Consider the following 18,444-nt stretch of genomic DNA (forward strand, 5'->3'; position numbering starts at 1 on the left):
GGAGGTAGAATTTGATTAGGGGGAAATACATGAAAACCAATACGATTGATAAACAAATATTGGCTATAGCATTATCTATGGTAGCGCTATTGGTTGTTCCGATTTTGATTAACCCTAAACAGGGGACCGCTTTTTTGAAGACAATATTGGATTTCATTACCGGACGTTTCGGCCCTTTATACTTGTGGGCTTGTCTTGGGATATTTGGATTTCTGATATGGTTGGCCTTTAGCAAATACGGAAAAATTAAGTTAGGTGAAGGTAATCCTGAATTTTCTACTTTCAGCTGGTTAGCTCTTATCTTTACAGCAGGAATCGGTTCTGGAATTATGTATTGGGGAATCATTGAATGGGCGTTCTATTATACCAGTCCACCTTACAATATGGATTCTAAAAGTGTTGGGGCAGCAAGTTTTGCATCAACATACGGGATGTTCCATTGGGGATTTTCGGCTTGGGCAATTTATTGTGTTCCATCGATTCCAATTGCATATGCAGTCTACATAAAAAAACAAAAGTCATTTAGGCTAAGTACAGCATGTAGGGGAATTATTGGTGACCGCGCGGATGGGGTACTCGGAAAAGTGATTGACGTTTGCTTTATGTTTGGATTAATTGGTGGTATCGGAACTAGCTTAGCCCTTGGAACGCCACTGTTAGCAGAAGGGATTCATCATATCTTTAATGTGAAGAAAACGCTTACATTAGATTTGAGTATTGTAATTGCGCTTATGATTTTCTTTTCAATCTGTTTATATTTCGGACTGAAAAAGGGTTTGAAGTTGCTAAGCGACTGGAATCTTTATTTATATGTAGCAATCGCAGTGTTCATTTTCATTTTTGGTCCAACTGCTTTTATTATTGCAAGCTTTACAGATAGTGTCGGTGTGCTCTTCTCAAATTTTTTTAGAATGAGTTTATATACGGACCCTGTTGGTAAGTCAGGATTTAGTGAAACATGGACCCTGTTTTATTGGGGGTGGTGGTTCTCTTACGCACCTTTTACTGGCATGTTCGCGGCTCGTATTTCGAAGGGAAGAACCATCAAAATGCTAATTCTCGGTCAATTGATTGGCGGAACGTTAGGATGTTGGCTTGCTTTTGCGATATTCGGAAACACGAGTATGTTCTTTGAAATTAGCGGCATTGTACCCGTAATTGATATTTTACAGAATGAAGGTGCACCTGCAGCAATTTTAGCATCATTAAATGCTCTTCCACTTGGCGGAATTGTTGTGGTTCTATATTTGCTCATCGCGGCAATTTTTCTTGCTACTACAGTCAATTCGGCGGCCTATACATTGGCAGATGTAGCGTCCGTAAACTTGAAAGAGGGAGAAGAACCAGTACGTTGGTACCGTGTATTTTGGGGAATTGTATTGACTAGTATTTCAATCATATTAATGTATGGCGATGGATTGGAGGCCTTGCAAACGTTATCGATTATTACAGCCTTGCCTTTAGTATTCATCATTCTATTGATGATTGCCTCTTTCATGAAATGGGTGAGAGTGGATTACGACACAGTGATGTTGGAACAACAAAATACCGTTATTGAAATTGTTAGTAAAGGAAAAGTTTCTAAAATTAAAAAAGGAAAGCAGAAGATTGGAGATAAAGGCAAGGTTTTAGCGAAAATAGACTAAAGATAATAAAGGCTGTCCCATGTAAAATGGGACAGCCTTTTAAAATGAAAATGGGTTATTGTAAGTAATTAATATATTACCTACACCGAGATTTCTTTTCGTTTACTTGAGGGAGGAATTCTCAATTCCTCTCTATACTTGCTGATTGTGCGTCTGGAAATTGTACTCCCTTTTTCGGAATTAAAATACTCCGCTATTTTTTGATCCGAATGCGGTATGAATTTATTTTCATCAGCAATATAACTTTGCAGAAGGGCTTTCACGTTTGCTTGGGAAATGTTGTTTCCGTCGACTGTCTCCAACTTTGAAGTGAAAAGTGTCCGAAGATCAAAGGAACCAAAAGGTATCTGAATCACTTTGTTCGTCGTCGCCCGGCTTACAGTCGATTCATGCATATCAATCTCTTCTGCTACCTCTTTGAGCGTAAGTGGCTTTAAATGAAGACTTTTCATTTAGAATTTTTTTTTGCCTTTCTAAAAGGACTTTCATGATTTTAACAATAGTATTTCGGCGCTGTGAGTCATTAAAGTAGTTAGTTGTTGTTTTTGTTGGAGAACATGTTTCATATAAGTTCCTCCTTTATAAAAACTAATGAAAACTGTGGTTGTTATCAATGATATAGTATTTATTATAATGATAAAACTGAATTTTTAGATGGGTATAATTGAAATGTAAAATGCATAGGAATCACTTATTCTAGTTGTTGAAAGTAATGATAGGATTAACATATAGAAATGGGGGAATAAACATGCGTTGGATACTAATTATTATCTTGGCAATTGCGGTAGAGTTATTTGTACGTTTTCTGACGAGAAATATGGAAGATAAGCAGAAGAGGGAAAAATTGCTTGCACGTATTTGGTTTGTGTTCGGTGCAATTTTAATAATAGTTTGGTTAATTAATCGTTTTTATAAGTAACCCGTGTACTAAAACTTAAGAAATTCTTCATGTTTATACTAGGCGATTCTTCATTATTATCATTCATAATTAAGGTAATGAACTCTTATTACTGCAAAGGTGTGGAAAACATGAAGAAATTGATCTTTATACTAGTGATCATTATATTGAGCGTTACAGTTGTGATGAATAACAAAGAAAAAACCTTGGAGACAGTAGATTTAGCAACTGCTGCAAAAGCGATCATTCTTATCGATGCGGATACGGGTAAAGTAATTTACGAAGAAAATAGTGCAGAACCATTACCAATCGCAAGTATGTCCAAATTAATGACGCAGTATCTCGTGCTGAATGCCGTCAACAGCGGTAATTTAGCATGGGAAAACACATACAAGCCAAGTGAGGCGCTACAACAAATTGCAGGACAATCAGCTGCCGTCAAACTAGGAATGACAGCGGGAAACGTTTATACATTGAAAGAATTGTTTACTGCGATGACGGTCAACTCTGCAAATGACGCGGCGATGGCGCTTGCCGAAATGGTTAGCGGAACGGAAGAAGCGTTTGTGGAATTGATGAATAAACAGGCGAAAAGTTTCGGTCTGAAAGAGACGACTTTCTTCAATGCCAGCGGACTTGACGGCGATTATATTGGCAAAGGGTATGAGCAAACGAATCATGCCTCTGCAAGTGATGTGTCAGTAATTGCACAAAAGCTAATTGTCAAGCATCCCGAAGTGCTCGACTATACAAAGTTGCCGAGCTTCAAAACGGGTAATGGCACTACGTTGTGGAGCACCAACTTGATGTTGGCGGGTATGCCTCAAGCATTGGCGGGAATAGACGGATTGAAAACCGGCTTCACAGATCAGGCGGGTTCCTGCTTTGCTAGTACTGGAGTCTTTGATGGACGACGCATTATTTCAGTTGTCATAGATGTTGCAGCAGAGGGCGGAGATACCGCAACTCCTCGATTTGATTTGACGAGAGAGCTGATTGAACGATTTGTGTTAAATTAACTTCGTAAATCACCTCACATGTTATACTATTCATACAACATTCAAAAAAATGAGGCGATAAAAATGATGGAAAAAACACAAGTAAATGAATGGAAAGAGAAGCTTCCACTCATCGGACAGATGACAGCACGTGAAGAAGTGCTCTGGCTCAATCCCTTAAAAGAGTCAACATCAACTGGTCTTCAAAAAACAGGTGTGACTGCAGAAAACGTCAAAGATGCATCAGACCGTCTGAAACGTTTCGCGCCATATATCGAGCGTGTCTTCCCGGAAACAAAAGTTTCGAACGGTATTATCGAATCACCGATTACCGCTATTCCAAACATGAAAGAAGCGCTTTCCAATCAATACAAAGCAGCTATTTCAGGTGAACTTCTCCTGAAAGAAGACAACGCACTGCCGATTTCAGGTTCAATCAAAGCGCGCGGTGGTATTTACGAAATCCTAAAACATGCCGAAGCACTTGCGATTGAGCACGGATTGATCACAACTGTTGACAACTATGCTAAATTTGCAGAGCCTGAATTTCACAACCTGTTCTCAAAACATAAAATCGCTGTCGGATCGACAGGAAACCTGGGCCTAAGCATCGGCATCATGAGCGCCAAGCTCGGTTTCGATGTCACTGTCCATATGTCCGCAGATGCGAAACAATGGAAAAAGGATATGCTGCGCGAAAAAGGCGTCACAGTTGTTGAATACGCCGACGACTACAGTAAAGCTGTTGAAGAAGGGCGTCGCCAAGCGGATGCAGATCCGTCTTGTCATTTCGTTGATGATGAAAACTCACTCGACTTATTTTTAGGCTATGCAGTGGCGGGGGAACGTGTTGCAGCACAGTTGAAAGCGCGTGGCACAATCGTTAACAAAGACAACCCGTTGTTCGTTTATCTGCCTTGCGGAGTCGGTGGCGGCCCTGGAGGTGTAGCATTTGGACTGAAGCTCGTGTTCGGCGATGCAGTCAGCTGTTTCTTCGCGGAGCCGACGCATTCCCCGTGCATGATGCTTGGTATGATGACTGGTCTTCACGACAAGATTTCAGTTCAAGACTTCGGTCTCGATAATAAAACCGTTGCAGACGGACTCGCAGTTGGTACAGCCTCTGGTTTTGTTGGCAAGACAATGGAACCGTTATTATCTGGCTGTTATACGATTGCGGACGAAACGATGTTCAAGTTATTGAAACTGATCGCAGACACAGAAAATATTCGACTCGAGCCGTCCGCACTTGCGGGGATGACTGGTCCAATACAAGCTATCCGTGAAAATGTAAAGGGTGCTAATTCAGCAAATGCTACCCATCTTGTCTGGGCAACAGGTGGCAGTATGGTCCCTGAAGCAGAGATGAATTCGTATTATGATATGGGCGGGAAATAATCCCGTTATTTCCCGGGAAATCGACATTAAGTTGGGAAATAATTGCGAATAATAAAAAACCTCACACTTGTGTGAGGTTTTTTGTCTTTATTGGGTACCAACTAGCTCATCTTCTCTTTATGTGAAAATGGACATTGTCCTTGAATCGGTTCCACATCATCCCCAATGAAAAACTGTTTCCATTCGTTGTGCTCTGGATCTCCGAAATGGCTAATATCCGGATGCTTTGGTAACTGATCCCACACTTCGACGCGTTCACGAACTTTTTCCCGCGACATGACCCCGCCTTTTTCCGTTCCTTTCAACCCCTCGAATATGCGACGAGGCTGAAAACCGAGTACCATTGCATTGCCAAGATTCCGCGTCTTCCGTTGCTTGTAGGCAGGTGCATTGCCAAACACAAAAATCGGCTCGCCATGAAAACGGAAATCCCATAGATGATGAGCGGGATCGCGGGGACTATCGGCAGGCCATTCAATTTCATCCACTCCGTGCAAGTACTGCAACATTTCCCAGAACTGCTGCCGATACTCATCCAAAGAACCTTCAGTTTCAAATGGCTCAACAAACACGAATAATCCATGCCGTTTATGCGCGGGGTTGTCGAAAAGCGCCAAAAACGACTTCAACGTTTCCGGCAAATTGGACCAGTCATTCTGTGTCACATATCCATAGCGTAATTCGCCCTTGAGCTCTCCTCCCATACCGAAATAACAAGGAAACGTCTTATCCGTCACCGTCTCATGGAACGTTTGGTATTCCTTCAACAGCCAATTAGGCAGATCGGTACGCTCCGTAAAATCCTCTTTTGTCAATAAAAACTTATCTTTCAGAATCATTGTTTCCCCTCCATTTATCTCAATCTCTATATATACCCATTCCCCTTAGGCGGGGGACAAAACCATTAAAATGTTTAAATAGAATTTGATGGGGAAGTGTAAAGAAGACAAAAAATAATTGGAGGATCCAGCATGAATTCCCCTATAGAAAATTCAGACACTACAAAATGCAATACAGAGTATGATACGCTACGCCGTGTAATCCTATGCCAGCCTAGGTTTATGGCTATTGAAGAAGTGATTAACGACGTACAGAAAGAATACGAAGATGAAAATATAAATGTTGAATTGGCAATGAAACAACATAAACAATTTGAAGAACTCCTCAAAGAACACGGAGTTGAAGTCATCAAACTGCCATCATCCAAAAAATTTCCGGAACAAGTATTCACAAGGGATATCGGATTTACTGTAGGAGATGACATTTTTGTCTCCGAAATGGCAAGCGATATTCGTAAAGGGGAAGAAGAAGCACTCGAGGAATGGCTTGAAGACGAGGATATTTCATTCCAAACTACAACTGATCATGTAGAGGGTGGAGACGTCATCGTCGATCGCGGCACATTGTTTGTTGGCATTAGTAGCCGGACATCCATAGAAGCAGCTGAAAAGTTAAAAGATGATCTTCCAGATTACACGATTATTCCTGTTCCTTTCGATGAAAAATACCTGCATCTAGACTGCGTATTTAACATCCTATCACCCGAAGTAGGACTTATTTTTTTGAAAGCATTTGATCCAAGCATTGTCGATATGCTGACAGCAACATACAAGCTCATTGAGGTTTCCGAAGAAGAACAATTCACAATGGGTACCAATGTCTTGTCAATCGGCGATAAAAAAGTATTCAGCCTTCCTCAAAACAAACAAGTCAATGCACAAATACGTGCGCACGGATTCGAAGTTATTGAAGTCGAATTCGATGAAATCATTAAATCCGGTGGCTCTTTTAGGTGTTGTTCAATGCCTGTCAATAGGGAATAGAACGATTGTGAACCTCGCTGTGAAGTGGGGTTTTTTGATTGTTAGGGAATATAAAGGTATTCCTACATAGCCATTGTCTTAAAATCAAAAAGAAAGCACCCATCGAGGGTGCTTTCTTGTGCATCAGCTATCAAGCAAATTCCCTTGTGCCGGAATTGGATGTTCTTTCAGCATTCTAGCAAGATGGATCGTATTATAAGCAAGCAATTCAACATGCTTTTTTGTGAAATCATTTGTTTGACCTGCAGCGATATAAGATGGTCCTGGTCCTGCTTCTCCAACCCAATATGTATCGACATTCGGAGGAATGACAAACCCAATATGCGATAACCCATAAAGAATGGAAGCGGCGGCATGCTTTGCTCCGTCTTCGTTACCTGTTACAACAACACCGCCTACTTTATTATAATAAATGGCTTGTCCTTTATCATTTGTCTCTCCGCTACTTCCATACAATCTTTCAATGGCAAGCGTTGCTATACTACTTTTTTCTCCAAGCCAAAGCGGTGTACCAATAATAAGAATATCGGCTTCTTTGACCTTTTCAAATACTTGTGGCCACTCATCGCCATCTCCCATATCAGGACTCATTCCGTAGGAGATCGCGTAATCTGCCAGTCTAACGACCTCTGCCACGATATTTTCATTGTCATAAATTTGGCAGACCTTCTTCGCAAGTGCCTCCGTATTCGATTCCTCCTCCGAACTTTTCAACGACGCATTCAAAATTAGTGCTTTCAACGGGCGCATCAAAATCCTCCTCTGTAATTTTGTCTTCTACTCTATGAGTACCCTGTGGGGCCAATCAAAAACGTCTTGAAGAACAATCCATAATAGGCGCGAATGTCCTACCCATTGGGCAAAAAAAGGATCATAAACGCCACAGCTAAGCGGGATTTTAAATTTTGAGCGATGATAAAGATAGTACGTCAAAGTAGCCAATAATAATTGTCTGCCGTACAGGGCGAAACGGTCAGTCGGCTAACTACCTATCATCATATAGTATGATAGGGGGGCAATAAGATCATGGAGAGACATAAAAAGTGTAAAAAAGTAGTAAGAATGATTGATTACAAAAACTATAGCAAAAAGATTGTATGCCAGACACCTATAGAAGTTATCCCAACAAATAACTCTGAATTTAGTATCATACCGACTGTGAAAAGATATTTTTATATTCCCGTAGCTAACATTAATGTGACTAACGGGGTAACTATTCCAGCAAATCTATTTTATAACGATGATGGGAGTCCAACGATTGAATTTATGAATTTCAGCCCAAATGGCTATGCTAATTTATACATCAATGCATTAATGCAAGAAGGTGGAATGTATGAAGTGAGTACGAATAGCCTAACGATTAGCCCGGCTAATGCCATAATTTATGCGCGTACGCCCATTATTGTTGAATTGCTGTCATTTTCGACTAAACTAATTTAGTGAAATTAGTTTAGCTTTTTAGATGGACAGCCCTGTCATCTTATCGAATTCTGCATTTACTATACTAAAGACGAAAGGAGGTGAATCAAATGGCGCTTACCCTTATTAATATTAACGTGAACGTTTCAGGTACTTCGACGAGGTTTTTTAATGTATTGGCAGCACCTTTAGTTGTCGAAGATGGTACTACTGTCGCTGCAACTACTTTTTTGGATGACAGTGGAACGGCTGCAACGGCTTTTCCTGTAGTAACAAATGGCTACTATAATTTTTATTTAAATGGTGTGTTACAAGAGGGCGATTCGTATACAATTTCTGCAACAGAATTGACCTTTAATACTGTCACCGGCAGTATATCTGCTGGAACTCCATTGGTTATAGAAGCAGTAGAGTTAGTAACAGTAACTTAACTGGAACTTTTGGCTATTTGGGACAAGCTTATCGATGGATATGGGTACCAACCTATACCCGATTTAAATTCCTCACAGGAAGAAATTCCAATCCTCAAAAAGTAATTTTCCTCGCGAATCTGCCAATTTCAGCTATCAAAAAGAGAAGATATCCGTGATGGGTATCTTCTCTATTTCTCATGCTATTCCACTTTAGAAAACAAATCATTCAGCGCCTCACTCATCGAGGGATGTGTGAAAATGGTATCCCGCAAAAATGTATACGGCAATTTTGCCTCCATCGCAATCCGTACTGTATTGATCATCTCACTGGATTCAGCACAAAATAGTGTGCAACCTAAAATCTCTTTGGTGTCTGGATCTACAAGGGCTTTCAATAATCCGTCCGTTTGTTTCACGATACGGGCACGAGGAATCGCGGCTGCCGGAAGTGTGACCACTTTGTAGGCAATCCCTTTTTCTTTAGCCGTTTTTTCATTCAACCCTACTTGCGATAAAACCGGATCGATGAAAACAGAGTAGGGTACGTTGCTTCGGGCTTTCCTTGTGTAGTTACCATCGCCAACTAATTGGTCTTTGATAATACGGAAATCATCTAGTGAAATATAAGTAAACTGTGGTCCACCATTCACATCACCCAATGCCCAAATGTTTTTAGCGTTTGTTTTTAATGAATCGTCAACCACAATTGCGCCTCTATCATTTACTTCTACAGAAGTGTTTTCGAGACCTAATCCTGCAGTGTTTGGCTTTCTGCCTGTAGCCAGTAAAACTGCATTTCCGTAAGCTTCCGCATGATCAGCGTCACCCGTCTTATAAGAAACGACCACACCGCCATCAAGATTTTCAATTGACTCAACGCTGCTGTCTACTACAAACGTGATATTTTTTGCCTCAAGCACTTTTTTCACTTCTTCTGCAATATCACGATCATCATTCTGTAAAAACTCAGGTGAATGGTCAATAACCGTCACCTCTGAACCGAAGCTCGCATAAATCGAAGCAAACTCCAGACCAATATAACCTCCACCAATGATGACCAATTTTTCGGGAAGTGTATCTAATTGTTGAAGAGTAGTCGAATTATAAATGAAATCAGCCCCCTCTAATCCCTCAATTGGCGGAGTGATAGGGGAAGATCCTGTGTTAATAAAGAACTTATCTGCCGTTAACTCGAATTGTTCATTGTCAGTTTTCACTTGGATCTTATCATCGTCTAAAAAGGAAGCGACCCCTGTAAAGACCGTCACCTTTTCAAGGTCATCTAGCATATGAAAATTCTTATCGCGCAGAAATGAAGTTAAATGATCTTTTTCTTCAATCGCTTCTTTATAAAATTTCATTTTAGGTACTTGTGAGTATTTACGATTATTAGATTGAAAAACGAGTGATTTCGTTGGAATACAAGCAATGTTGATGCACGTTCCACCATACATTTCTGCCGACTTTTCAATCATTGCAACGTTCTGACCCTCTTTCGCCAGCATTGCCGCCAATGTCTTTCCACCTTTACCAAACCCAATAATGACTGCATCAAATTTCTTCATTGTTCACCCTCCTTGTCTATCTATTACCTTGTTCGTGGAAGTGTAAACAGACGGTTTTTAAGAACTATGAAGAGGATGACTATGGATGTGCTACTAACAACGGTCCATACACTCGTAGCACCATGGTTGTAATGTAGCTTGGTGTGCGTAAACCAGGACTAAATAGGCTAATTAAATCCCCTAATTCATGGGTGCTCTTTTCTAGTATATTAATATGGGGTTGGTAATATATTTCATACCATGTGTTAAAAAAACTTTACTTTAGGAATGAAATATATTACACTCTGTTTATAAGAGGTGATGAAATGACTTTAACTAATGAAAGAAAGATACGAAACAGAATTGTTGTACTAAGGGCCGAAAGAGGCTTATCACAAAGAGAAGTGGCTGATAAATTGGGGGTGAGCAGGCAAACAATTATTTCTCTGGAAAAAAATAGGTACAATCCATCTTTAAAATTAGCATATGACATCTCACTGATGTTTGGGGTAGATTTACACGAAGTTTTTCAATATGAAGTCGAGGAGGAGTAAGAAATTATGGATATTTTATTTGCTGTGTTTAATCTTGTCTATGTAGTAATTTTCTTTATTGCAATATTTATTTCTTTGAAATTTGAATGGGGTGAAGAATACAAAGACGAACGTGGAAAAAGTATTTCGAATAAATCATATAGTATAGTATTTCCACTATTGCCTCTCGGGTGGCTTTTCCTCGAATTGTATAATCGATTCATCAGCACCCTGGATTACGAAGCGTATAAATTGGCAATTTGGTTTTTAGTCACAGGATTATTAATTCTTCAAGCAACTATCCTATCGGTATTAAAAAGAAAGTATTAAGTTAGCTATTCGCTCACACGTAATGTACGTGAAAAACTAAGATTGTAAGAAAGGGAGTTGTTGTGTGAATACTCTTTCGTGGATTGGGATGGTTGGAATCGTGAGTCTTACACTCTTGCCATTAGTCAAAAAAGAGAACAGAACAAAAGAGGAGATGCGGAAAGCAATAGTAACGGTAGCGATTGTACTCGGCATCATTATCACCGTATTAGTTTTCGGCGTTAATTACTTACTTGCATTGATAGTCGGTTTCTTTGCAATGATTGTATTCGATAAAAAAACGTATACAAAAAAGCGCTTAATTATCTATGGATCAATTATTTTAGTACTAGGAATCGCGGGCTTCGCCATATTGAGAGACAATCCGGAGTATGTCTTAAACCATCTGAAGGACAATCCACAAACGACCTCCCTGTACCTAGCTGAAAACGGTGTGGAATTGATCACGTACCAATCGGATGTAGTGCGACCGCTGGCAAGTACCGTGAAGATACTGATTGCTGCCGAATACGCTATGCAAATCAATGCAGGCCAGCTGAACAAAGACATTTCCGTACCGCTTGCGGATTTAAACCGCTACTACTTAAAAAACTCAGATGGCGGGGCTCATGAAGAGTGGTTAAAAGCGATGCAAAGTGAAGACAAAATCAAAAATAACGAAGTGACATTGCATGATGTTGCAAAAGGGATGGCCACCTATAGCTCCAACGCCAACACGGACTACCTAATCGACCTGCTCGGAATATCTGCCATCAATGAGCGGGCAAAGGCCCTCGGGCTAACACAGCATGAGGAAGTCTACCCAATTGTCAGCGCAGTCTTAATTCCAAATCAAATAAAAAGTGAATCGATGAACGATAAGCAGTTAATCAAAAAACTCGAGGCCATGTCGATGGATGAATATCGTACATTAGCTGAAGAACTGAGTGAACAAATGAAAGAGGGAACAATCCAAACTGGAGATATGAAATATAATTCGTCTAGGGGTGTTCAAAAAGTGTGGTCAGATCGTTTAATTGGTGCATCCGCCAGCGACTACGGGAAGTTACTAACGGTAATTTCGAACGACCAACTTCCGACGACAGCTGCTGAAACCATAAGAGATTTACTTGAATGGCCAATGCAGCTAAACGAGAGCAATCATGACCGCTTTGTCCACCTAGGCGCAAAGGGAGGATCGACCGCATTCATACTGAACGACGCATTGTATGCAGAAAATCACAATGGGGATAAAATCGAAATCGTCTTCCTGATAGACGACCTGAACTTCTGGCAAGGAATACTCGTCAGAAAAAATGCAAGTTCATTCGAATCAAAGTTGCGCGACAGTGAAGATTATCGACACGAGGTTCAGAGGGAGCTCTCTGGAATGTAATGCATCAAGAATAAGGACCAAATAAGGTACGTTAGCGTACCTTATTTGATCCTTATTTTGTTTAATTAAACTTAACGTAATGTGAAATAGGTATCTTTTTTGTAGTACTCAATACATCCAACTGCATACACCTCTACTGCTCTGAAACTGTATCCGTAGACCCTGCCGCATTTTCATAAGCAACTAAAGTTACACCTAATTTATCCTCGAAGATATTTAATGCAGCTAATTGTTCATGGTTCAAATCCGCTACTTTAACTTTTTCAAGTGACATATCAAATCCCCTTTCCAATTTAGACATATTGTATCCGATGTGAATGGGATTATACGTTGTAAATTGACCTGTTGGTTTACGGGGGAATTGAATAGTTAAAGGAGTGATGAAGGGAATGGATTTTTATAGTTCATTCCCTTTTTGAATGAATAAAATCATAATAAACTGTACTGGAAAATGTGGTTTTAAAAAACTATTGTAGGGGATCAGATAGATAAGTAGAAAAGGGAGGTGCTTTTTTGAAACCAATTATCCAGTATAGAATTAAAGAAACGCCAGTCCAAGTGATTCATGACAACGGGGAAGTTGTTGTTAAGAATGGGGTTTTAATGGAAGGGGAGCAACTCTGTGCGATTTATGATTTAGATGAAGAGTCGTTTCCGTTTGTTTGTACTCTAAATCATGATTTGGATCATACGCTTTCGACTCAAGGTCTATCGATGCAAGTAGGTAATTGGGAAGGTAGCATTGGCAATGAGGAGTGTGTAGTTCATGAAGGTAAATGTGATGAAAGAATGCTTTACGTCTGCAATGAGTGTCACGGAATGCATGCAGATGAAACGGATATATGCCAGATCTGTGATTGTGTAAGCTTGCGGATTGTTCCAGAGTCGGAGTTGATTAATTAAGTGGAAAGAGGTCTGAAATTGAATTTTAGGAGTCTAGACATTCAAGTAGTAGATGGTAGTGGAGTTAAAGTTATTCAAAATGGGATATTGGTAGAAAGTGTTGAACTTTGCACGATATACGATATAGACAAAGAGCACTTTAAATATGTCTATACAACACGTTTCGAATTAAGTACCGCACTCTCTACCCAAGATCTTCGCATGAAAGACCCAGAAGAAGAGGAACGTCTATGCTCAGAATGCCACACGTCGATGCGAGAAGGATTTTGTTTCGAATCCGATGGAACGAAGTATTGTAGTGTGGAATGTTTAACGAAAGTGATTACATAGGAGGATTATTTAGTGATACATGATAATGGCGATGGAGATGCTTATTGGACGGATTGGTATGATTGTTGAAAAGTACTATCTAAACAGTTAAGTAGTGAAGAACTGTTAAGGTATATGGTACCTTTCATTTCTAATTTAAAAAAGGTACTATATGCTTAGATAAAGACTAAGACAGTCAGAAAAGACGGGGATTTCTATGAGAGTGGTTTCAATTCCGGCAAGTGGGACATTTGAATTAATAAAAAAATACTGAATCCATGCATTTCCGCATCCACGTACCTATGATTTTTCAGGTATGGTCACTTTTCGTAAAACGGGCGGTATTATGGATTTCCTTTATTCGGTTCAAAAAACGATTACAATAGATATGAGTGATCTAAAATGGAAAGAAAGTATTGGCTATTTGGATGAAAATATAATTGGACGGATAGAAGGTTATTTTGGAGGAAGAGAAGCTGAATTTGGTTTTGAGAAATCGATTTTCATGTTCTGGATATTAAAAGAGGAGAAAGAGCTTTTACACAAACCCCGACCATTGCAAAATTATAATAACCATGTATATTTTTTATACGATGAAATTTGCTCTGGGAAGGAGCTTGTACTGATTGATTCAAAAAATAGTACACGGGAAAAACAGGATTTAGCAAACAGCTAAAATTGGAATTTGAGAATATTGAGTCGGAGGACCTTTCGGAGACTGAGAAAAATCAAATGGTGAAAGGTCGAATTGGTCAATCTAAATTTAAGCAAGGACTAAAAAGCAGGGAAGCAAAGTGTGCAATCTGTCTTGTTGATGTGGAGGGTTTCCTGATAGCCAGTCATATTAAGCCATGGAAAGACTGTACTTCGAGTGAAAGATTAGATCTAGATAATGATCTTTTGCTCTGTCCTAATCATGATTGGCTATTTGATAAGGGATACATCTCATTTGAGGGAAATGGCGACATTATGATTAATCCAGATAATTATCAAGTGATTAAGTCTAATATGAACATAAAAGAAAGTGTCAAAATAAGTTTAAATGATCGGCAGAAAGAGTACATGGCGTGGCACCGTGGAAATTACTTTAAAAACGAATGAAAAGGTGAGAGAAATTAAAAAAACAGTACATGTTGTAGGCGCAATTATTGAGAATGAAAAGAAGGAAATCTTCTGTGCACTACGAGGACCAGAAATGACGTTACCAAACTACTGGGAGTTCCCGGGTGGCAAGATTGAAGCGGGAGAAACAAAAGAAGAGGCATTGAAACGTGAAATTCAAGAAGAGCTGGGCTGTACGATAGAAGTTTTTGATCAAGTTGAAGATACAACATATGAATATGAAAAAGTTGTTGTAAGGTTAGAGACGTTTATGGCTAAAATCGTATCCGGTACACCTGTTGCAACTGAACATGCGCAAATAAAATGGGCACCCAGAAAAGAGCTATCTACACTCAATTGGGCACCCGCGGATATTCCTGCTATTGAAAAGCTATTATCTAATGAGATCGTGATATAAATCTTCAGGGACAGACTGATGTAATTTCCAAAGGATCGTCATCGGTTTGTCCCCATGACTACTTATATAATCCATTTCTCCTAAATACATGAATGGTAATGTCATCTTATGCATTTCCGGAAACTTTCGGACAAACAAATGAACATGGGTATCTCGCTTTACATGATTCACATACTCTTGTCCTTGGCCGGAAGTATGAGATGTTTTATTTTGGCTTTGCCAATGAAAGGTAGTAGGGTCTTTAAAGAAATCCTTGTATTGTAAATGTTCTTCTGTGTCGTCAGCTTTGTTAAGATTTATAAATATTAAATAGTGATTATCTACTTTACTAATGCCTTCACGCCAAGAACCTTCGGGTACTTTAGCTTCAAAAATAAACATTAATTCATTTCTGGAGTAGTTTCGATAAAGTGCTAATTTTTTCTCTTGATCCAAAATAAGTTCAGTACGAAATGTTCTTCTGAAATCGATTAATCCATATTCCAATCGTTCTTTAATGTAAGAAAAGTACCTATCGTCATTGAACAGTTCAATGACTTTTGGATTTACAAACAGCGTTTCTTTTATTAATTCCCCGAAATTCCACGTTTGTTTTTTATACCCTTTTGATAACCGATCCATGGCCCGCAAAATTAGAGTGTCGTGTTGTTCGCGCGTAATTTCAAAATCAAACCTGCTTGTCAACCAGCGTGCAACATCATCTAGAGTAATTTCAGTATTAAATTTAGCGAGATACAAAATCGCGTATTCATACGGCCACTTAATAGGTAGCGCACTTTCGATTCTTTCGATAACTTCATATCTAAAATCATCCGCTAAAATCCACTCATCAAAAGTACTAAGATCCTTCATATACTTCTTTGTTTTAACCCATGACTTATTGTTGTATAAAAAGAACGTTAGACTAGGTGCTTCCTCGATATACAAAAAGTCCTCCAATTCAGGTGATCTGCCAAGTTCGCGTTTAAATTGAAAATACATTTCTTTCAGAACTTCTTTTGGATTGAGTCGAATATTTTCGAGTCTCTCTAGAATTTCTCTTTGTGCAATTGGGTCTAGTTGGACAACAGATCCACCCGGCGCATCCGCAAATTCATGAGAAACTGCCACGCGTAATGAATCTGCGTCAAATGCTTTTGCATTATATTGGCCTGAGAGTGCTAAAGGGATGAGAAACGACTTTGAATAGTTTCCTATGAAATCGAGAATTGTCACATACTCTTTATTGTCTATCTTACGTAGTCCACGTCCTAATTGCTGAATAAAAACAGTAGATGATTCTGTGGGTCTTAAAAATAACATAAGATTAACCTTCGGAATATCGATGCCCTCATTGAAAATATTCACAGTAAAAATAATCGAAAGTGCATCCCCTGGGTCTTCCAACCTCTTAATTATTTTAGCACGATGCTTGACTGAATCCTCCCCAGTCAAACATTCCGTGACATAACCTCGATTGTTGAATTCGTCACGCATAAAAATGGCATGTTCAATATTCACGCAAAAGCCTAGTCCGTGTAATGAGTCTCCATCATAACCATAAGTTTCTATCTTTTCGATAATAAATTCGACCCTAGAAAATGTTGAGAGGGCTTTGACAAGTGAATTCTCTTCATAATGTCCATTTAAAACATCTACCCGTTCGTAATCAATGGTTTGGTCTGATACCCCAAAATAGTGGAAAGGGGCTAACAGTTTTGCTTCAAGGGCATCCCGCAGTCGTATTTCATAAACGATATTATTGTCACATAGTTCTAATACATTTCTCCCATCCATTCTTTCTGGAGTTGCAGTTAACCCTAAAAGAAATTTAGGTTCGAAGTACTCGATTACTTTTTTGTATGTAGGGGATTCTGCATGATGAATTTCGTCAATAATAATGTAATCAAATTCATCGATCCTAAAGTTCGTTAATGTCCCATCTTTTGATAGCGATTGAATTGTGCTGAAAATAAAACGTCTATCGTATTCCTTAGTAGTTCCTGTAACTTTTCCACAGAGAAATCCATCTTGAAAAAGTGAGCTAAACGTTTTTATTGCGTTATCTAATAATTCCTCACGATGTGCGATGAAAAGTAGCCTTGTTGGTTGGAATTGTTGTACGTCAAATGCCGATAAATAGGTTTTACCGGTCCCGGTAGCGGCAATTATGACACCTTTTGTGTGTCCGTTTTTTCTAGTGAACAATAAGTTTTTTAATGCTTCTTTTTGCATTTCGTTAGGACGAACACTGGTGCTTTCTGGATACGTCGCACTAGTTTCGTAAGTAAAGGAGGGCATTAATGCGGCTTCACTCTTTTGATGCTGTTCATATTTAGTTAGAAAATCTTCGGTAGGAAAGACTGCTTGTTCATGAGTCCACATTTTATTGGAAAATTCCATTGTTTGTTCGTATGCGGGCATGTGCTGTGTATGTGGAATTTTTACATTGAGCTCATGGCCATTAATGAGAGCAGAGTGAGAAATGTTTGAAGATCCAATAATCACGGTGTTTTGATTGGAATTACGCTTAAATAAATAAGCTTTTGTATGGAAGGACTCATTCTTTAAGGTAAGTATTTTCACCTCCACATTCTTGAACTTTAATAAATGGCGAATAGCTTTTGCTTCCGTAATGTTCAAATAAGTTGTTGTCAAAATTTTAACAGGTACATTTCTTTTTTCTAATTCCAATAGTTCCCTAGTTAATAATTGAGCACCAGACATTCTAACAAAACTCACGAGAAAGAAAACCTCATCCGAAGTCTGCATTTCATATGCGAGTGTTTTAAAGAAGTTTTTAATCTTGTGAGAATCGTTATATAGGACATCTACCCGTGTTAAAAATAAGTCTTCCTTGATAGGTATCGACTCTTGGCCTTCGCTATAAGTAATCATTGATAAAGGTTGACTAAATTCCCTTTCGTCTTGTCCTGCAAGATCATGCACTTGATCAATCAATTTGAAAATTTCATCGAACTTATCAGCATCAGCTAACCCTTTTAGTTTATCGCCGATAATGTTTGCTGCATGCATTGTTAAGGTCTCTACATATTCATCTACAGATAACTTTTGAATGAAGTTTGATGAAGGATATTCTTTTTCGGAGAGATAGATTTCTTCTACGATCCCTTTTGGTTTAGTTTGCAAAATGGTGACTCCTTTTTTATGAGTTATAGAACATTAAGTTAGGTGTTATTAGAAAATTTATTATAATCATTGTATCAAACTATAGAAGAGTTAATGGTGTATAAACTTGGGTTTACGGTATATTATCTCCTTTTATAGTATTTGCGCGTAAATATTTAATATTATGTTAATATTGAATGTAGTTATTTGAATCTAGAATAGACTTCA

At 38.9% G+C, this 18,444-nt stretch carries 21 protein-coding genes; 15 read left to right on the plus strand and 6 right to left on the minus strand.

Going from position 1 to position 18,444, the window contains the following annotated elements; translation table 11 throughout:
- The first annotated feature begins 29 nt into the window (after positions 1-29).
- Entirely contained in the window at positions 30-1,646 is a 1,617-nt protein-coding gene (locus tag ACGLYD_RS19920) for a BCCT family transporter (RefSeq protein ID WP_399630125.1), read from the plus strand.
- An 80-nt stretch (positions 1,647-1,726) separates the two neighbouring features.
- Here ACGLYD_RS19920 and ACGLYD_RS19925 read toward each other — a convergent pair whose 3' ends face one another.
- Positions 1,727-2,098: a hypothetical protein gene (locus ACGLYD_RS19925; RefSeq protein ID WP_399630128.1), complete on the minus strand. Its 372-nt coding sequence runs from the start codon at positions 2,096-2,098 to the stop codon at positions 1,727-1,729.
- 296 nt (positions 2,099-2,394) lie between these two features.
- Between ACGLYD_RS19925 and ACGLYD_RS19930 the strand changes: the two genes are divergently transcribed.
- The 3 genes from ACGLYD_RS19930 to ACGLYD_RS19940 all read left to right on the plus strand — a co-directional run bounded on the left by ACGLYD_RS19930 (position 2,395) and on the right by ACGLYD_RS19940 (position 4,940).
- Positions 2,395-2,565, plus strand: coding sequence for a hypothetical protein (locus ACGLYD_RS19930; protein ID WP_156475935.1), 171 nt, complete (start codon positions 2,395-2,397; stop codon positions 2,563-2,565).
- A gap of 110 nt (positions 2,566-2,675) precedes the next feature.
- Positions 2,676-3,563, plus strand: coding sequence for a D-alanyl-D-alanine carboxypeptidase family protein (locus ACGLYD_RS19935; RefSeq protein WP_399630130.1), 888 nt, complete (start codon positions 2,676-2,678; stop codon positions 3,561-3,563).
- Positions 3,564-3,629: 66 nt separating this feature from the next.
- Positions 3,630-4,940, plus strand: a complete 1,311-nt coding sequence (locus ACGLYD_RS19940; protein ID WP_399633320.1) for a D-serine ammonia-lyase — start codon at positions 3,630-3,632, stop codon at positions 4,938-4,940.
- 101 nt (positions 4,941-5,041) lie between these two features.
- Here ACGLYD_RS19940 and ACGLYD_RS19945 read toward each other — a convergent pair whose 3' ends face one another.
- Positions 5,042-5,779 carry a YqcI/YcgG family protein gene (locus ACGLYD_RS19945; RefSeq protein ID WP_067204404.1) on the minus strand — a complete coding sequence of 246 codons (738 nt, stop codon included), beginning with the start codon at positions 5,777-5,779 and terminating at the stop codon, positions 5,042-5,044.
- 132 nt (positions 5,780-5,911) lie between these two features.
- Between ACGLYD_RS19945 and ACGLYD_RS19950 the strand changes: the two genes are divergently transcribed.
- The gene (locus tag ACGLYD_RS19950; protein WP_399630133.1) at positions 5,912-6,763 is read left to right on the plus strand and encodes a dimethylarginine dimethylaminohydrolase family protein; all 852 of its coding nucleotides are present in this window, start codon (positions 5,912-5,914) and stop codon (positions 6,761-6,763) included.
- A gap of 123 nt (positions 6,764-6,886) precedes the next feature.
- Here ACGLYD_RS19950 and ACGLYD_RS19955 read toward each other — a convergent pair whose 3' ends face one another.
- Complete coding sequence (locus ACGLYD_RS19955; protein ID WP_067204408.1) at positions 6,887-7,513, minus strand: flavodoxin family protein; 627 nt, start codon at positions 7,511-7,513, stop codon at positions 6,887-6,889.
- 276 nt (positions 7,514-7,789) lie between these two features.
- On the opposite strand from ACGLYD_RS19955, the gene ACGLYD_RS19960 reads away from it, so the two are divergent.
- Both ACGLYD_RS19960 and ACGLYD_RS19965 read left to right on the plus strand, forming a co-directional pair.
- Positions 7,790-8,203 (plus strand): DUF4183 domain-containing protein, encoded by a 414-nt coding sequence (locus tag ACGLYD_RS19960; RefSeq protein WP_187046366.1) that lies wholly within the window; start codon positions 7,790-7,792, stop codon positions 8,201-8,203.
- A gap of 89 nt (positions 8,204-8,292) precedes the next feature.
- Complete coding sequence (locus ACGLYD_RS19965; protein WP_067204413.1) at positions 8,293-8,613, plus strand: DUF4183 domain-containing protein; 321 nt, start codon at positions 8,293-8,295, stop codon at positions 8,611-8,613.
- A 182-nt stretch (positions 8,614-8,795) separates the two neighbouring features.
- Here the strand turns inward: ACGLYD_RS19965 and ACGLYD_RS19970 are convergent, their stop codons facing one another.
- Positions 8,796-10,160, minus strand: coding sequence for an FAD-dependent oxidoreductase (locus tag ACGLYD_RS19970; RefSeq protein WP_399630138.1), 1,365 nt, complete (start codon positions 10,158-10,160; stop codon positions 8,796-8,798).
- 305 nt (positions 10,161-10,465) lie between these two features.
- On the opposite strand from ACGLYD_RS19970, the gene ACGLYD_RS19975 reads away from it, so the two are divergent.
- The 3 genes from ACGLYD_RS19975 to ACGLYD_RS19985 all read left to right on the plus strand — a co-directional run bounded on the left by ACGLYD_RS19975 (position 10,466) and on the right by ACGLYD_RS19985 (position 12,377).
- Positions 10,466-10,693, plus strand: a complete 228-nt coding sequence (locus ACGLYD_RS19975) for a helix-turn-helix transcriptional regulator (protein ID WP_149581802.1) — start codon at positions 10,466-10,468, stop codon at positions 10,691-10,693.
- 6 nt (positions 10,694-10,699) lie between these two features.
- Entirely contained in the window at positions 10,700-11,002 is a 303-nt protein-coding gene (locus tag ACGLYD_RS19980; RefSeq protein ID WP_187046368.1) for a hypothetical protein, read from the plus strand.
- A 64-nt stretch (positions 11,003-11,066) separates the two neighbouring features.
- Entirely contained in the window at positions 11,067-12,377 is a 1,311-nt protein-coding gene (locus ACGLYD_RS19985; protein WP_399630142.1) for a serine hydrolase, read from the plus strand.
- A 133-nt stretch (positions 12,378-12,510) separates the two neighbouring features.
- Here ACGLYD_RS19985 and ACGLYD_RS19990 read toward each other — a convergent pair whose 3' ends face one another.
- Entirely contained in the window at positions 12,511-12,651 is a 141-nt protein-coding gene (locus ACGLYD_RS19990) for a hypothetical protein (RefSeq protein WP_399630145.1), read from the minus strand.
- A 239-nt stretch (positions 12,652-12,890) separates the two neighbouring features.
- Between ACGLYD_RS19990 and ACGLYD_RS19995 the strand changes: the two genes are divergently transcribed.
- The 5 genes from ACGLYD_RS19995 (at position 12,891) to mutT (ending at position 15,108) form a co-directional block, all read left to right on the plus strand.
- Positions 12,891-13,280 carry a hypothetical protein gene (locus ACGLYD_RS19995; RefSeq protein ID WP_399630147.1) on the plus strand — a complete coding sequence of 130 codons (390 nt, stop codon included), beginning with the start codon at positions 12,891-12,893 and terminating at the stop codon, positions 13,278-13,280.
- A gap of 18 nt (positions 13,281-13,298) precedes the next feature.
- Complete coding sequence (locus ACGLYD_RS20000) at positions 13,299-13,610, plus strand: hypothetical protein (RefSeq protein WP_399630149.1); 312 nt, start codon at positions 13,299-13,301, stop codon at positions 13,608-13,610.
- 325 nt (positions 13,611-13,935) lie between these two features.
- Entirely contained in the window at positions 13,936-14,265 is a 330-nt protein-coding gene (locus ACGLYD_RS20005) for a hypothetical protein (RefSeq protein ID WP_399630152.1), read from the plus strand.
- A 56-nt stretch (positions 14,266-14,321) separates the two neighbouring features.
- Complete coding sequence (locus tag ACGLYD_RS20010; protein WP_399630154.1) at positions 14,322-14,690, plus strand: HNH endonuclease; 369 nt, start codon at positions 14,322-14,324, stop codon at positions 14,688-14,690.
- A 13-nt stretch (positions 14,691-14,703) separates the two neighbouring features.
- Positions 14,704-15,108 carry an 8-oxo-dGTP diphosphatase MutT gene (gene mutT / locus ACGLYD_RS20015; RefSeq protein WP_399633323.1) on the plus strand — a complete coding sequence of 135 codons (405 nt, stop codon included), beginning with the start codon at positions 14,704-14,706 and terminating at the stop codon, positions 15,106-15,108.
- On the opposite strand, the gene ACGLYD_RS20020 is transcribed toward mutT, so the two are convergent.
- Positions 15,085-17,985 (minus strand): DUF3427 domain-containing protein, encoded by a 2,901-nt coding sequence (locus ACGLYD_RS20020; protein ID WP_399633324.1) that lies wholly within the window; start codon positions 17,983-17,985, stop codon positions 15,085-15,087. The two genes, mutT and ACGLYD_RS20020, sit on opposite strands and share 24 nt — an antisense overlap.
- Positions 17,986-18,444 lie beyond the last annotated feature (459 nt).

The organism is Sporosarcina sp. SG10008 (assembly GCF_044569405.1).
Classification (GTDB): domain Bacteria; phylum Bacillota; class Bacilli; order Bacillales_A; family Planococcaceae; genus Sporosarcina; species Sporosarcina psychrophila.

Excerpts from the sequence above, each read along its gene's own strand:
- ACGLYD_RS19960 (WP_187046366.1), top strand. The coding sequence starts at position 7,790 with ATGGAGAGACATAAAAAGTGTAAAAAAGTAGTAAGAATGATTGATTAC.
- ACGLYD_RS19945 (WP_067204404.1), bottom strand. The coding sequence starts at position 5,779 with ATGATTCTGAAAGATAAGTTTTTATTGACAAAAGAGGATTTTACGGAG.
- ACGLYD_RS19955 (WP_067204408.1), bottom strand. The coding sequence starts at position 7,513 with ATGCGCCCGTTGAAAGCACTAATTTTGAATGCGTCGTTGAAAAGTTCG.
- ACGLYD_RS19990 (WP_399630145.1), bottom strand. The coding sequence starts at position 12,651 with ATGTCACTTGAAAAAGTTAAAGTAGCGGATTTGAACCATGAACAATTA.
- ACGLYD_RS20010 (WP_399630154.1), top strand. The coding sequence starts at position 14,322 with ATGGTGAAAGGTCGAATTGGTCAATCTAAATTTAAGCAAGGACTAAAA.
- ACGLYD_RS19980 (WP_187046368.1), top strand. The coding sequence starts at position 10,700 with ATGGATATTTTATTTGCTGTGTTTAATCTTGTCTATGTAGTAATTTTC.
- ACGLYD_RS19965 (WP_067204413.1), top strand. The coding sequence starts at position 8,293 with ATGGCGCTTACCCTTATTAATATTAACGTGAACGTTTCAGGTACTTCG.
- ACGLYD_RS19975 (WP_149581802.1), top strand. The coding sequence starts at position 10,466 with ATGACTTTAACTAATGAAAGAAAGATACGAAACAGAATTGTTGTACTA.
- ACGLYD_RS19930 (WP_156475935.1), top strand. The coding sequence starts at position 2,395 with ATGCGTTGGATACTAATTATTATCTTGGCAATTGCGGTAGAGTTATTT.
- ACGLYD_RS19950 (WP_399630133.1), top strand. The coding sequence starts at position 5,912 with ATGAATTCCCCTATAGAAAATTCAGACACTACAAAATGCAATACAGAG.
- ACGLYD_RS20020 (WP_399633324.1), bottom strand. The coding sequence starts at position 17,985 with ATGATTACTTATAGCGAAGGCCAAGAGTCGATACCTATCAAGGAAGAC.
- ACGLYD_RS19920 (WP_399630125.1), top strand. The coding sequence starts at position 30 with ATGAAAACCAATACGATTGATAAACAAATATTGGCTATAGCATTATCT.
- ACGLYD_RS19970 (WP_399630138.1), bottom strand. The coding sequence starts at position 10,160 with ATGAAGAAATTTGATGCAGTCATTATTGGGTTTGGTAAAGGTGGAAAG.
- ACGLYD_RS19925 (WP_399630128.1), bottom strand. The coding sequence starts at position 2,098 with ATGAAAAGTCTTCATTTAAAGCCACTTACGCTCAAAGAGGTAGCAGAA.
- ACGLYD_RS19935 (WP_399630130.1), top strand. The coding sequence starts at position 2,676 with ATGAAGAAATTGATCTTTATACTAGTGATCATTATATTGAGCGTTACA.
- ACGLYD_RS20005 (WP_399630152.1), top strand. The coding sequence starts at position 13,936 with ATGGATTTCCTTTATTCGGTTCAAAAAACGATTACAATAGATATGAGT.
- ACGLYD_RS19940 (WP_399633320.1), top strand. The coding sequence starts at position 3,630 with ATGGAAAAAACACAAGTAAATGAATGGAAAGAGAAGCTTCCACTCATC.